At 58.0% G+C, this 14,157-nt stretch carries 14 protein-coding genes, 1 tRNA gene and 1 pseudogene; 6 read left to right on the top strand and 10 right to left on the bottom strand.

All coding sequences use genetic code 11. The annotated features are described in order from the left end of the window. Positions 1-385 precede the first annotated feature (385 nt). From tnpC to GM676_RS12395, 3 genes and pseudogenes are all read left to right on the top strand, one after another. Positions 386-1,350, top strand: a pseudogene (gene tnpC / locus GM676_RS12405) (IS66 family transposase); the annotation flags it as partial. Between the two features lie 171 nt (positions 1,351-1,521). Next, positions 1,522-3,105 carry an eCIS core domain-containing protein gene (locus tag GM676_RS32185; protein ID WP_229262655.1) on the top strand — a complete coding sequence of 528 codons (1,584 nt, stop codon included), beginning with the start codon at positions 1,522-1,524 and terminating at the stop codon, positions 3,103-3,105. Positions 3,106-3,117: 12 nt separating this feature from the next. After that, positions 3,118-3,342 (top strand): hypothetical protein, encoded by a 225-nt coding sequence (locus tag GM676_RS12395; protein WP_155463884.1) that lies wholly within the window; start codon positions 3,118-3,120, stop codon positions 3,340-3,342. A 439-nt stretch (positions 3,343-3,781) separates the two neighbouring features. On the opposite strand, the gene GM676_RS12390 is transcribed toward GM676_RS12395, so the two are convergent. Beyond that, positions 3,782-4,042, bottom strand: a complete 261-nt coding sequence (locus GM676_RS12390) for a hypothetical protein (RefSeq protein WP_155463883.1) — start codon at positions 4,040-4,042, stop codon at positions 3,782-3,784. Between the two features lie 599 nt (positions 4,043-4,641). On the opposite strand from GM676_RS12390, the gene guaB reads away from it, so the two are divergent. The 3 genes from guaB (at position 4,642) to GM676_RS12375 (ending at position 8,050) form a co-directional block, all read left to right on the top strand. Further along, the gene (gene guaB, locus GM676_RS12385; RefSeq protein WP_155463882.1) at positions 4,642-6,105 is read left to right on the top strand and encodes an IMP dehydrogenase; all 1,464 of its coding nucleotides are present in this window, start codon (positions 4,642-4,644) and stop codon (positions 6,103-6,105) included. 63 nt (positions 6,106-6,168) lie between these two features. After that, positions 6,169-7,779 carry a glutamine-hydrolyzing GMP synthase gene (guaA, locus tag GM676_RS12380; protein WP_155463881.1) on the top strand — a complete coding sequence of 537 codons (1,611 nt, stop codon included), beginning with the start codon at positions 6,169-6,171 and terminating at the stop codon, positions 7,777-7,779. A gap of 195 nt (positions 7,780-7,974) precedes the next feature. Continuing rightward, positions 7,975-8,050: transfer RNA gene (locus GM676_RS12375), tRNA-Gly, on the top strand. A gap of 107 nt (positions 8,051-8,157) precedes the next feature. Here the strand turns inward: GM676_RS12375 and GM676_RS12370 are convergent. The 9 genes from GM676_RS12370 to GM676_RS12330 all read right to left on the bottom strand — a co-directional run bounded on the left by GM676_RS12370 (position 8,158) and on the right by GM676_RS12330 (position 13,819). Then, complete coding sequence (locus tag GM676_RS12370) at positions 8,158-8,682, bottom strand: MarR family winged helix-turn-helix transcriptional regulator (RefSeq protein ID WP_155463991.1); 525 nt, start codon at positions 8,680-8,682, stop codon at positions 8,158-8,160. A 37-nt stretch (positions 8,683-8,719) separates the two neighbouring features. Further along, positions 8,720-9,205, bottom strand: a complete 486-nt coding sequence (locus tag GM676_RS12365) for a GGDEF domain-containing protein (RefSeq protein WP_170304284.1) — start codon at positions 9,203-9,205, stop codon at positions 8,720-8,722. 156 nt (positions 9,206-9,361) lie between these two features. Beyond that, a complete protein-coding gene (locus GM676_RS12360; protein ID WP_155463879.1) occupies positions 9,362-9,613 on the bottom strand; it encodes a hypothetical protein in 252 nt (83 codons plus the stop codon). A gap of 42 nt (positions 9,614-9,655) precedes the next feature. Beyond that, positions 9,656-9,925 (bottom strand): DUF5985 family protein, encoded by a 270-nt coding sequence (locus tag GM676_RS12355; protein ID WP_155463878.1) that lies wholly within the window; start codon positions 9,923-9,925, stop codon positions 9,656-9,658. A 7-nt stretch (positions 9,926-9,932) separates the two neighbouring features. Continuing rightward, entirely contained in the window at positions 9,933-10,190 is a 258-nt protein-coding gene (locus GM676_RS12350; protein ID WP_155463876.1) for a DUF5985 family protein, read from the bottom strand. Position 10,191: 1 nt separating this feature from the next. Then, complete coding sequence (locus tag GM676_RS12345; protein WP_155463875.1) at positions 10,192-10,584, bottom strand: hypothetical protein; 393 nt, start codon at positions 10,582-10,584, stop codon at positions 10,192-10,194. Next, positions 10,584-11,798, bottom strand: a complete 1,215-nt coding sequence (locus GM676_RS12340; protein WP_155463874.1) for a YbdK family carboxylate-amine ligase — start codon at positions 11,796-11,798, stop codon at positions 10,584-10,586. The genes GM676_RS12345 and GM676_RS12340 overlap by 1 nt, the downstream gene beginning before the upstream one ends. Beyond that, positions 11,791-13,005, bottom strand: coding sequence for a cation:proton antiporter domain-containing protein (locus GM676_RS12335; protein WP_155463873.1), 1,215 nt, complete (start codon positions 13,003-13,005; stop codon positions 11,791-11,793). Before GM676_RS12335 ends, GM676_RS12340 begins: the two co-directional genes overlap by 8 nt. After that, the gene (locus tag GM676_RS12330) at positions 12,995-13,819 is read right to left on the bottom strand and encodes a hypothetical protein (protein WP_155463872.1); all 825 of its coding nucleotides are present in this window, start codon (positions 13,817-13,819) and stop codon (positions 12,995-12,997) included. The genes GM676_RS12335 and GM676_RS12330 overlap by 11 nt, the downstream gene beginning before the upstream one ends. Positions 13,820-14,157 lie beyond the last annotated feature (338 nt).

Here is a 14,157-nt window from a genome sequence, read left to right as displayed (position 1 = left end):
GCGCGGCAAAATTTAACAATTGGCGGTGCCCGCGCAAGCTCCTGACAAAGAACCACTGCAGCAGAACCAAAAGTTCAGCAAGAGTTGAGCATCGCTGCTACGGATCAATGGCGTCATGTTGGTCGCCGTCTAAGTATGGCGAGATTTCGGCTACCGGTATTTCGGCAATGCTGCGGTGTTCTTGCTGGTGAGGACTGAATAAAGAGGGTGTGCTTGCACAAGTTGTTCACTCTACCGGCCGGCCTAGCGAATCGGATGGTGGCGAATCGCAAGCTGATGAGTTCAGCGGCAGCGTTTGTGATCATGTTATCTGCACGGTTGCAAGAAACATCATTTGCCCGCCCATATGCCTCGGGATGAACTCCGCTGGCGATAATTGATGATAGTGGCCGAGCAACTGGAGTTCGTGCCGGCCAGCTTCCGCGTGATCCGCCATGTGCGCCCGAAACTGGCGTGCGCCTGCTGCGACGCCATCGTCCAGGCGCCGGCGCCGAGCCGTCCGATTGAGCGCGGCATTGCCGGCCCCGGCTTGCTGGCGCATGTGCTGGTGGCGAAGTTCGCCGACCATCTGCCGCTGTACCGGCAGTCCGTTATCTACCCCCGCGAAGGCGTCGACCTCGATCGCGCGCTGCTGGCGTGCTGCAAGCGGACGCGTACGCCGGCTTCAACGCCTTGTTCGAGAGTGGTACGATCCGTGAAGCCGCCTGCTGGGCGCACGCCCGGCGCAAATTCCATGATCTGCACGCGGCGCGAACCACGCCGTTGACCACCGAAGCGCTGCGCCAGATCGCCGAGCTCTATGTGATCGAGGCCGAGATGCGGGGCAAGCCGCCCGACGAGCGAAGGCAAGTTCGGCAAGCCTGCTCGCGCCCGCTGCTCGACGACCTGGAACGCTGGCTGCGCACCACACTCGAAACGTTATCGCGCAAGTCCGACACAGCGGCGGCGATCCTGTACGCGCTCAAGCTCTGGCCGGCGCTGCTGCGCTACTGCGACGACGGCGCCATCGAGATTGACAACTCGGCGGCCGAACGCGCCCTGCGTGGTGTCGCCATTGGTCGGCGCAACTATCTGTTCGCCGGCGCCGACAGCGGCGGCGAACGGGCCGCTGCGGTCTGCTCGTTGATCGGCACGGCCAAGCTGAACGGTGTCGATCCCGAAGCCTGGTTTTCGGAACCAGTAGTATCTACATTGAAGCAATTGAACGACTCAACAATAGCATGTCTTTTGCTATTTGATGGCATTATTAATGCCAATTTAGCGCAGCCTCGGGATCGACGATTTCGACCGAAACGCATCTATTTCCGTTCATGCAGGCTTTTCGCACTGCCCCCTCAGGGACCTGGATGACGCGGCTGTGCGAACCACGTACGCCGCCGCGTGAACGGTTACCACAGGCTGATGAGGCGACGTAACGCAGCTGGCGTTACCCGGCTGTTACTTCCGAATGGGGGACGAGCACGCTAGTCTACGACCCATGAAGTCTGTGCGTTCCTTGCATTTCGAGAAAGCGAGTTCACCATGAAGACACGTTTGACCGGCCAGCGAGACCAAAAAAACGCGACCGGCCAGGAAAATGCGCAATCAGGGCACGCGCCTGCTGTCATTGATGACGTGCGCGCCTCGTCGATCGCGCAGCGGCGCCTTCAATCGATGGCCAACAATTCCAGCCAGGCCGCCCAGCTAAAAGCCCGCACCGACATGATTGCCGCCCAGGGCGAGGCAGCGCCAGCGCAGCGGGTCATGGACGAGGACATGTTGCAAGGGAAGTTCGTGCCCGCGCAACGCGTGCCCGATGAGGAACTTCTGCAGGGAAAGTTCGACGTCTTCCAGAAGCAGCAAGCCGGCGCGCCTTTCCAAGCACAGCAAAACCAGACCGGCTTGCCCAATCAGCTGAAGTCGGGGATCGAATCGCTGTCGGGCATGAGCATGGATCACGTCCGTGTCCACTACAACTCGGACAAACCAGCCCAGCTGAACGCGCACGCTTACGCTCAGGGCCGCGACATCCACATGGCGCCCGGACAGGAGCAGCATCTGCCTCACGAAGCCTGGCACGTGGTGCAGCAGGCGCGGGGCATCGTGAAGCCGACCGTGCAAATGAAAAATGGGGTGCCGGTAAATGATGATGCCGGACTCGAACATGAGGCCGACGTCATGGGCAGCAAGGCTTTGCAGTTACATGGCGATCAAGCACCAATGACGGGCGTGGCTAACCATACGACGTCGAACGCTTCCGGCATTGGCGTTACTCAAAAAAAACTCTCCAAGGAAGACGATATTCACCAGGTCAGTGAATACTTCCAGGAGATGTTGAGTAAGTTTAAGGTTGAAGCAAGCGCTTACCTGAACGCCTTCTTTGCCTATACGATTAATAAATGCAATTCAGTACTTGAGGCAAAAATTGACTTGTTCGGTGAGGTTTTTGAGCATTCTCTAAATAACCTTTCGATGAAGTTGGGAAAACCAAAAGAATTCGAAACGGCGGCAGAAATGCGCTTGAACGAATTCAAAGGGTTTGCGCGTCAAAATAGCATTCCCGACGAGCTTGCAATGCAATTATTCAAGAAAGCAAGAAGCGATGTCACGGCAGACACTGTAACGGGGTTCGACCTTGCAGGAGATCGCACTCCGACGGTGCAAAACGCCATAAGACATGTCACCGAGAATAAACTCGACCGTGCCTTTTATGTTGAAGTTGACATTAAAAACCTGGGAGGCTTAAACGCAGTAAAAGGTCATAGCGGCGCCGATGCAGTTTTTGGCGGAATGGCAAGGATTGCAGAACAAACAATGATGATGATGGAATCGATGGGCATCAAAGTTGGCCGCTTTCGCCATGGTGGCGATGAGTTCAGTTTTGTCGTTGTCGGTCGTTTTGCAACGAGAAATATGGTTGAAATGCATATGCAACTCGCCCAAGACAAAGTTTCTGAATATATTGTAGGTGAGAAATTGCATGAAATTGAACACCCGAAACACAAGGACAATTTGAGCAAACGAGGCACTGGTATCGTGTTTGGGGTTAGTAGTATATTGGCAGGCGAGTCCCCTGCAGACGCGTTTGGACGGGCAGACCTCCAGGTCGAGGCAAGAAAACATTAGGAGTATGAAATCATGTCAAGCGAAGATAGATTGAAACGATTGGGATTGTGGCATCTCAAGGACGATCCGGAGGCCTTGAAAGCTGCTATCGACAAGAAGTTGAAAGAATCCGAAGCGCTTGAAAAAGGGGCGCAGGACAAGCACTTGAAGCAACTTCAAAGCTTGCTGAAGGATCAAATGAATGCTGCGGATATTGCGCCCCCACCAGAGAATCCTGGAGCAGCGCCGAAACGATGAATGAGTGTTGCAAGGCGCGTTCGTCCTGGCGCCCTTGCCACTCCAGCAGCCGGCACAGCCATGGCGTCGCCGCAACGGTTTCGTTGGCGTTTCAGGCCAGCTGCCGATTACGAGGCCTAAGAAAATTCGGGTCACGCCGTAACACCGTGCAAGCTTTGTCAGGTCCGAAAAACGCGACGATCGGCCCGTACGGTACTGTGTTGGCTAAACGACCTTGCGATCGCCTTCGTCGAAGCCGCCGCGCTGGAAATCCATCGCGGTTTTAGACCGCGAGATCTCGGTACCGCGCGTGCCTCGATAGATCAGGTCTTAGAGCCGCTCTCTCGTAAGGAATTGGTCGGGGGGGGCGAACCCTCGCCGGGTTACCTTTTCTCTCGTCTAGCGCTGCTGGACCGTTGCCGCTGGCCGTGCGTTGGCGGTGTTTTTACTCTTTTCGTGCCTAGGAAAGGGGCTTCACTTGTGCGAAGGCATAGCCGAGCAACCAATCGTTATAGCAGTGCAGCAACCGCGCGATGCGCCTCCTGCGCAAGTGCGGCATGTCACGTCGATCAAAGATTTTGTAAAGCTCGCGCTGCCTATCGTCGCGATTGATAAAGCGGTCAACCGGGGTCACTTTGCTCTCCTTGGTGTTGAAGTTTTTATCGTAGCATTCCGCTTCAAGCACGAAAAAATTTAGAATGGTCCAAATAATTTTGGACATAGACGTTCACTTTTGCGCCGATTGTGATGTTTCATTCCAATAACGGTGACATCACGTTTCCTGACGGTGAGCCAGTAGATCTATGGCAGCCCGATAATCCTGATGCCAACGCAATAGGTCGGGCTGTTTCATTCCAACTACTCAAGGCAGTGCAGGGCATTTTGCCGCGAGTCGACTAGTCAAAGACGGCTGTATCGATCGGCCTATTGCTGTTGCGAGGTCGAAAATGCAAAGACTTGCATACATCTAATAACAATGTGCTGGGTGCGTCAGCCGGCTGGAACAAAGGTGAACTGAGGTGCGCGGCGTTGCCGATCACCCACACGAAGCTCGACGATGTGGAGGCTGCCCTCCTACTGGCGCTCAAGAGTCGAGGAGCCGGCTGTACTGAACGCTGGTCGCCCAGTTTCAATCACCTATTGCGTGCTCCAAAAAACGTGGGCGAAATTTGGGCGAAAACTCAAACTTTCCCAAACCAAAGCATACTTCGAGATATCAAAGAAACCCTTATAAGCGCTGCGCGCGCAGTGGTTTCTAGAAGTTAATGACAAGCATGGGCAATTTCTGTATAATCTGCTTTTGCGCCTATAGGAAATGCTATGCGTCTACTCCAAAAAGCACTCACATTCGATGACGTGCTGCTCGTTCCAGCGTACTCCAACGTTCTTCCTGCGGATACGTCCCTCAAAACCCGTCTGACTCGCAATATCAGCCTGAACATCCCACTGCTGTCGGCAGCCATGGATACGGTCACCGAGGCCCGCCTGGCGATCGCCATGGCGCAAGAAGGCGGCATTGGCATCATCCACAAAAACCTGGCGCCGAAGGACCAGGCGCGTGAAGTGGCGCGCGTCAAGCGCTTCGAGGCCGGCGTGCTGCGTGACCCGATCACCATCCCGCCGACCATGAAAATCCGCGACGTCATCAAGCTGACCGAGCAATATGGCATTTCCGGTTTCCCGGTGGTGGAAGGCAAGGAAGTGGTCGGCATCATCACCAACCGCGACCTGCGTTTCGAGCAGGAGCTGGACGCCGAAGTGCGCGCCAAGATGACCCCGCGCGAAAAGCTGGTGTACGTGAAGGAAGACGCCGACACCACCGAAGCCAAGCGCCTGATGAACAAGCACCGCCTGGAGCGCGTGCTGGTGGTGAACGATGCATTCGAACTGCGCGGCCTGATCACCGTGAAGGACATCCAGAAATCCACCGAGCACCCGCTGGCGTCGAAAGACTCGCAAGGCAAGCTGCTGGTGGGCGCCGCTGTCGGCGTGGGCGCGAAAGATGAGGAGCGTATCGATCTGCTGGTCGCCGCCGGCGTCGACGTGCTGGTGGTCGACACCGCCCACGGCCACTCGCAAGGCATCCTCGACCGCGTGAAATGGATCAAGACCAAGTACCCGCAAGTGGACGTCATCGGCGGCAACATCGCCACCGCCGCCGCCGCCAAGGCGCTGGTCGAATACGGCGCGGACGCGGTCAAGGTCGGCATCGGCCCGGGCTCGATCTGCACCACCCGTATCGTCGCTGGCGTGGGCGTGCCGCAAATTACCGCCATCTCCAACGTGGCCGAAGCGCTGGAAGGCACCGGCGTGCCATGCATCGCCGACGGCGGCATCCGCTTCTCGGGCGATATCTCGAAAGCGCTGGCGGCCGGCGCCTCGACCGTGATGATGGGCTCGATGTTTGCCGGTACCGAAGAGGCGCCGGGCGAAGTGATCCTGTACCAGGGCCGTTCCTACAAATCGTATCGCGGCATGGGCTCGCTGGGCGCGATGTCGGACGGCTCGGCCGACCGCTACTTCCAGGACGCCGCCATGAAGCAGGACAAGTTCGTCCCCGAAGGCATTGAAGGCCGCGTGGCCTACAAAGGCTCGGTGCTGGCGATCATCTTCCAGCTGGTGGGCGGCGTGCGCCAATCCATGGGTTACTGCGGCTGCGCCACCATCGACGAGCTGCGCCAGAAGGCCGAGTTCGTCGAGATCACCTCGGCCGGCATGCGCGAATCGCACGTGCACGACGTACAAATCACCAAGGAAGCGCCGAACTACCGTTCCGGCGACTAAGACCTTGCAAACGCCGGCCGCCCGCCGGCGTTTTTCTATATCCAAACTGGTTTACATCATTCCATGCATTCTAAAATCCTCATCCTCGATTTCGGCTCCCAGGTTACCCAGCTGATCGCGCGCCGCGTGCGCGATTCCGGCGTGTTCTCGGAAGTGTATCCGTATGACGTCAGCGACGAATTCGTGCGCAACTACGGCGCCGCCGGCGTGATCCTGTCGGGCAGCCACAGCTCGACGCTGGAAGGCGACGCGCCGCGCGCGCCGGACGCCGTGTTCGAACTGGGCGTGCCGGTGCTGGGTATCTGCTACGGCATGCAGACCATGGCCGCGCAGCTGGGCGGTAAAGTGGAGAACGGCAAAGTGCGCGAATTCGGGTACGCCGAAGTGCGCGCGCGCAATCACACCAAGCTGCTGGACGGCATCGTCGACTTCGTCACCGGCGAAGGCCACGGCATGCAGAAGGTGTGGATGAGCCACGGCGACAAAGTGCTGGAAATGCCGCCGGGCTTCGTGCTGATGGGCGACACCCCGTCGTGCCCGATCGCCGCCATGGCCAACGAAGAGAAATCGTTCTACGGTGTGCAGTGGCACCCGGAAGTGACCCACACCGTGCAGGGCAAGGTCATGCTGAGCCGTTTCGTGCACGAAATCTGCGGCTGCAAGTCGGACTGGAACATGCCGGATTACATCTCGGAAGCGGTCGAGAAAATCCGCGCGCAGGTGGGCAAGGACGAAGTCATCCTGGGCCTGTCGGGCGGCGTCGATTCGTCGGTGGCGGCGGCGCTGATCCACCGCGCGATTGGCGACCAGCTGACCTGCGTGTTCGTCGACCACGGCCTGCTGCGCCTGAACGAAGGCAAGATGGTCATGGACATGTTCGCCAACAACCTGGGCGTGAAAGTGATCCGCGTCGACGCGGAAGACCAGTTCATGGGTCACCTGGCCGGCGTCACCGATCCCGAGCAGAAGCGCAAGATCATCGGCCGCGAGTTCGTCGAAGTGTTCGACCAGGAATCAGGCAAGCTGGTCAACGCCAAATGGCTGGCGCAGGGCACCATCTATCCGGACGTGATCGAGTCGGCCGGCAAAGGCAAGAAAGGCCAGACCATCAAGTCGCACCACAACGTGGGCGGCCTGCCGGAGCACATGAAACTGCAACTGCTGGAACCGCTGCGCGAACTGTTCAAGGACGAAGTGCGCAAGCTGGGCGTGGCGCTGGGCCTGCCGCATGACATGGTCTACCGTCACCCATTCCCGGGCCCGGGCCTGGGCGTGCGCATCCTGGGCGAAGTGAAGAAGGAATACGCCGACCTGCTGCGCCAGGCCGACGCCATCTTCATCGAAGAACTGCGCAACACGCCGTACGAGGCGACCGTGGTGCCGGGCTTCGACCAGGACGCGGTGCCGCGCAACTGGTACGACGCCACCTCGCAGGCGTTTGCCGTGTTCCTGCCGGTGAAATCGGTGGGCGTGATGGGCGACGGCCGCACCTACGAATACGTGGTGGCGCTGCGCGCCGTGCAGACCCAGGACTTCATGACCGCGCACTGGGCGCACCTGCCGCACGCGCTGCTGGGCAAGGTGTCGAACCGCATCATCAACGAAGTCCGTGGCATCAACCGCGTGGTCTACGATATCTCGGGCAAGCCGCCTGCGACCATCGAGTGGGAGTGATCAGTCTGCTATAAGGTACTGATTTAAAGGGGAAATGGCGAAATTTATCTGGGTGCTGTTAGAATTATCGACAGCGCTTACGGATTGGATCAAGACATTGTTTTGGTGGTGCGCGGCATTTGGGCGGTTATATGCAGCGGCCTGCAAAGCCGTGTGGACGGGTTCGACTCCCGTCCTCGCCTCCAAAGCTCCTAAGCGGGAGTAGCTCAGTTGGTAGAGCGCAACCTTGCCAAGGTTGAGGTCGAGAGTTCGAGACTCTTCTCCCGCTCCAAAAATGCGAAAGGGCAGCCCAATAGGCTGCCCTTTTTGTATTACTTGCGGCAGGAAGCGAGCGAAGGCCCAGGGCGCGCTACGATTCGGCCATATTTATTGTTGAGTTTAAAGTTCGGCTAGCGGCGTATTCGCGCTGTCCTTATCGGCTGCCAGGATGGCGATGAGAGTTCCCAGGTCCTGCTCCATTCGTGCCAGCGTCTGCTCATCCATAGAGGACAGCGCGTTAGGGAGGACGCCAGCAAATGGTAGCGGTGCTTTCTTCAGGCGCTGCTGGCCCTCGACGGAAAGCTGCATGGTGACAGCGCGTCTGTCAGTTTCACTTTTTCCTTGCTTGACTAAGTTTTGAGCCATAAGAACCTTGACCAGATTACTCGCGGTCGTCTGATGAACATCCAATTCTTTGGCAAGATCACCTATGCCAATGCCAGGATTTTTTCCAATGACGCTCAGCGCCCATACCTGCGCGCCGCCAATGCCAGCCGCTTTTTCGACAGTGCGGAAGTGTGTTTTGACGGCGTTAAATACAATACGGAATTGCCTGAGGACTCGCGTCGATGGCGGAAGCGCATCCGTGTATTTGACGGTGGGCAAATCAGAGGGGATTTTTTGAGACGGGTGATTCGGTGGCATCACTACATATATCCTGAATAGAAAGATCTTTGTCTGGTCATTCTACATCCCGCTGGAGCACGCCGTCTTTGCCGGCCCTTTTTATTTCGTACATCAGTTCATCGCCACGTTGCAAGACCTCCTCGAAATGGGCAGGTACTGCGCGAAAAGTCGCCACGCCGACGCTCGCGCTAACATCAAATCCGGCGATTTCAAAAAGCCTATTCAGGCATATGTGCACGATCTCGGCCAAAGAGCGGCCGCCAGCACCGTCGGTTCCCGGCAAAATAGTCGCAAATTCGTCGCCACCAAGGCGAACCGCAAAATCGCTATGGCGCAAAACCCGCCGCAATTCAGCGGCTGTCATACGCAGTAGTCGATCACCGGCCTTATGCCCGAACTGGTCGTTGACGGTTTTGAAATTGTCCAAGTCGATAAACATCAGGCTGAGCTGCTCGCCGGTACGGTGCATCCGTGCAAACTCAGCCTGTCCACGTAACAGGCATGCTCTGCGGTTCTGAAGACCTGTCAGCGAGTCCACCATACTTAGCTCGCCAAGTAAGCAGCTGACTTCATGAAATCTTCCCCAGCTCATTACCACCAAGATCAGTCCCAGCAGTCTGGCAAAACCCGTGACCCAATGTCCGGAACTGAGGTCGCCGACGTACCACATCGCTGCAAGATTAACCGCGACGCAAAGTCAGCATGCTGCAACACCGGTTTGCCGCCCCAGATACAAAGTGATGCCTAACACCGGAAGCAAATAAAAGACGAAGAGCTGAATCTCCGGGCCCGCCAAGATATTGATCCATGCGATGAGACCGACGAGGAGGAGCGAGCCGGCACTTGCGGCAATGGTGCACGCGGGCGTGGGTTTGGCCAGATATTTTTGCCATCGATACAGTACGCTATCGTCCTGCGCATTGTCGGCATTCACGTGACGCACCGCCATGCACCTCCAGCAGAATTTGAATGATCGGAGCGAACCTTGCTATCAAGAGTCAGGCGACCGGGGGCGCAAATTTTTTTCCACGACTGCCCACAGGATCAAGCCGTACGACAGCAGCCGGATCAAATAATGATACGGTGAATCTTCGTGGCTGGCGCCGTCCCATGCCGAGTACGCCCGATGGAGCGCTTCGACGAAAAACGATAAGGAAAAGTACAGGAAGAACCGTTGACCGGTGCTGCGCCAGAAACGCAGAAAGAAAAGCGCAATGACCGCCGAAGCCATGACAATTGCGCCCGTCAGAAACAGAATCATCTCCGCCTCACTTGGTTTCATAAATCAGGCCAAACAACAGGAGCATCAATGCGGCCAAGGCGCTAATCAAGCGGACCGGCAGCAGATCAATTTCGGGGAACACCAGCTTATCGAGCACGAGTAATATGTTGTTGACGGACATGCCGATGAAGCACAGGCCGCTCCAGAACAACAGACGTACGCGATTACGCCGGTATGTCGTCAGTAACATCCAGGCGCAGGCCAGCGAGGTCAGTGTGCAAAGTCCGTAGATCAATTGCGCCATATCAGGTGTCCTTCTTCCAGGTGAACGCATCGGCGAACTGCTGCGCGTGCCGATCCAGTTGCGAGTGTATCAGCCTGGTAATCCCAACCAGGTTGGTCGAATAGGCTGCAGCGAGTCGGTCGATCAACTGCCCCAGCTCGTTCGAGTTGGGGCCATACCGATAGCAGACGCCTTGCGCGAGTTCGGTGGCGTGCAGGGCGCCGATAGCGGTTAAATCGTCCAGGACTTTGCGCGCGATGCGGTTCGGGATGTAGAGGCGACGGGCCACGGCGTCGTTGTCCCAATCTTTTTCCGAAGCGGCGCGCAACAACAGCAGCGCCTCAAGATGAGGGACCGACGCGATACTGCTGAGGATAAACCGCCGCAGATCGTCCGGCACAGGTAAGGGCGACATCACTTTACTCCGGCATATCCTGGTAGTTGCGACGACTTTTGACCGAACAGTTCGCTCGCATGGCGGGCCAGATCGTTCATGCCGTAGCCCGCGTCCAACTGGGCCGTGAGCCACTTCGCCTGCCCTCCGTTACGCAACAGCTCTTCAATTTGCGCGCGCGCCGTCTTAAAGCCCGGGTCATCGGATTTCGGCGCCAACCGGGACATATCCGCGGTCACGACATCGACGATCGAGCGGCGCTGTCCAGTCTCGGGGTCGATCCACATGCCTGCCACGCCGTCGCGGGCCGCATTGAAGCGGTTCCAGGTGTAAAGCTCCGGCCCATCATTGGTCGGCCAGCGGCCAGGCTGACGGCTCGCCTCGACACACAAAGCACGGGCATAGCATGCCAATGCTGCGGCGTAAGATGGATGCAAGGGCGTGTCAAGCACGCGCAATTCGATCGTTCCGTATTCCGGCTTGGGGCGTACATCCCAGTAGAAATCCTTGATGCTGCTGACGATGCCCAATTTGGCCAGTCGATCGAAATGCTGCTGGAACTGCTCCCATGATCGGATGTGCGATGGCATGGTGCCGCTCATCGGGAAAGCGCCCACTACATTGCTCCGGGCACTGCAAAAGCCGGAGTTCTCTCCCTGCCAGCAAGGTGAATTGGCGGACAATGCGATAAATAGCGGCGCCCTTTGGGTCAACCAGGCGCATAGCCGAACGGCCTCATCCCCGCTGGGAACGCCAATGTGCACGTGCATGCCGAACACGGTGAAAAGCTTCGCCAGGTAGCCAAACTTGCGTGCCGACTCGCGATACCGTTCCTTGGGGTAGATGCGCTGATCGCTCCATTGCTGGAATGGGTGGGCGCCACCGCCTGAAATAACAGCGCCCACTTCAAATGCGGCGCGTTCAACACTGTGGCGAATTTCCTCAAGCTCTGCGGCGGCCTGTTGATGGTTTTCCAATATCGACGTCGCAACCTCCAACATCGACGTCGTGATTTCCGGCGTGGCCACCCATCGCTTCTCTTGTAGATCGAGCAGGCGCAAGATATCCGGCGCCGCCGGCAACAGGTCGTGGGTGAGCCGGTCCAACACCATCAATTCGAGTTCGATGCCCATTGTGCCGAGCCGAGCGTGCGCGAACGGCGGCAGGTAAGCCGGCCCCTGGCCTGATGCGGCCAATGTATGGGCATCGGGCGCGGTTGCAGATGATTCAAGCATGACGCTCCTCTTCGTGGTTCTCTCCGGCCAAGTGCAATCCATACCACGTCAGGCCGGGTGCAAGCAGCACATTTAATGCGAGCAATGCCGCCATGATCTGCTGGGCAGGCTCACTTAACCCTGGATAGCCGGTCATCGAGTTGTCAACCATGAGCGCGCCAAAACTCACGAGCGAGCACGTCGACAGTGCCAGGGCATTTTTTTTCTGGCTATCCCATGCCGTCGCGAACGTCAGGGCCAGCCGCGTCATCAGAATGCGCGCGGCGAACAATAGTAGTGCGACCAGCAGCGTCTGCCAGTGTAAAAGCTGCTCGATGCGCACCAGCGAGGCGGACATCATGAACAACAAGGCGTACCCGATATCCTGCCCCGTGCGCAGCTCTGCCTGAAAGACGTTGTCCCGTTTTTCCGCGTTCCGCAGCAATAGCCCCATCAGCAATAACGATAACAGAGCGCTGGCCGCGCTGACGGAGCATAGTCCCAGATCCATCAGCAGCGCCGCCAGCAACATGCCTGGGCGCAAACGCGCACGGGCGCGGGTCAGTCGCGTGGCGAGGAAATAAAAACCATAGCTGAGCAAAGCGATCGCCACACCCAGCCCGAGCCGGCTCAACTGCTTAATCAATTCTGTCGCGTAGCTCGCCAGTTCGCCTTCGGCGCGCATCCGCAGCCAGGCGACCGTCGGAAACAGCACCAGCAATGCCATCACGTTGCCAAGACCGACAAAATTGGCGCCAGCAAAAACGGTGACGCCACTCGCTTGCGAGTCGGAGACCATGGACGCGTAAATGATCGGACTTGAGGCGATGAGCAGGGCGGCCATAAAACCAGCCTCAGCCCAGCCAAAACCCCAGGCAGCCAGCAGGCCCCAAATGACGGTCACACGCAACAGGCAGGCGAGCAGCAAGCTTGCTCCCTGGCGCCGGCTGCGCCAAAGCCAGGCGATATCCATCTTGCGCCCAACTTCAAACAGCACCAGCGCGGTTGCGGCATTGAACAGTTCTTGAAATTGCGTGGTGACAGCGGCATCGATCATTCCAAGACCGCTCACGCCGAGCAGCAGGCCTGCCGCAACTGCGCCATATAGCTTGGGCAGCCGTCGTGCTTCGAGTACAAGGCCCAACATCTGCGCAAGCAACAAGCCTGCGCCTAATAGGGCCAGCGGGGAAGACAGCCACAACGGCCACGAGAGGATTTCAGCGTTCATGATCGGCCACCCACAGGGCCGCGATAGCGGCCATTTCGCGGTTCAGCACCGAGACGATTTGCGTCTCTTCAGGCGAGCCTTGCTTGGCAATCAGCGTTGTATCAATGTGAAGATGGACCGCTTTCTCTGTCGGCGCTGGCAGCCATAAGTGGCCGGTAATATGTAGATTGCTTCGTGCCACCGCGGCGTAAGTGGCGCTGCGTTGATGGGGAAGTATAGGCAGCATCAAATGAAATGCCGCCGGCCAGGCCAACGACGCATCGCCACGCGCCATTTTCACTTGGATGGCCGCGCGTTGCTCAAGCCGGCTGTCCTCGCGCGCGTAGGGGAGCGGAATGTCCGGCTCCGCCGACTTGTCAGCCGCCATGATACGCATGCACAGTTTGCCCTCCTGCCAAATCAGCGCGTTACCCGACTGTTCGGCGGTGCGATTGCGAAGGTTGCGGTACCCCAAGCCAAGCGCCGATTGCGAACTTATGGCGTCCTCGTTGCCAGTCATTTCCTGAAGCGCCTGCTTCAATCGATCCCAGCGGTTTTGTTCCCAGGCACGTGTGCCAGGCCGATTGGACGGTGTCCAGCCCCACGTCATTGCAGTCCAGGCCCCATCGGCGGTTTGCGCAATGAGCGTCATTTTCTTCGTGCCGGCGCTCTCATTGCCTTCCTGGAAAATGGCTTGACGACGCCAGCGAGCGTTCCAGACAGGCGAACTAGCAGTCGCCGAGCCGGCTAGTTGTTGCCAGTGCCACCAATCGGCCTGGGGGCTGACGCAGCCCGAGTTGCGCTTCAAATCCAGCGTCCAGCGCTGCAGGGTCAACCGTTTTCGCCAAGCGCATTGTACTGGCGCGCTGACCCAACCCGCCGGCGCAAGCGCCGATGGCGCATCGCAAAAGACAGGGCGATTTCCACTCAACGCAGCGAAGGACTTCACAATGGCTGGCAAATCGTTGTTGACCGGCGTGGGCGTCGGCGCAGCAGTGGCCGAGGAGGCCATTCCGCACAACGCCAGCGCTGAGACGGTGTTGCGTCGCCATGCTGCGACGCTTGCAAGTTTGTGTCGGTACATTTGACAAATTATATGGCAGCAAAGTATATTTGTACAAATGTATTGATCGGCTCAAGTGTCACAGCAGGCCCGCTGAAGGCTTTAATCCT

This window comes from Duganella radicis (genome assembly GCF_009720825.1).
GTDB classification, from domain to species: Bacteria; Pseudomonadota; Gammaproteobacteria; order Burkholderiales; family Burkholderiaceae_D; genus Rugamonas; species Rugamonas radicis.
Note: the sequence above shows the minus strand (reverse complement) of the source record. Positions and strands in the feature narration are given on the sequence as shown.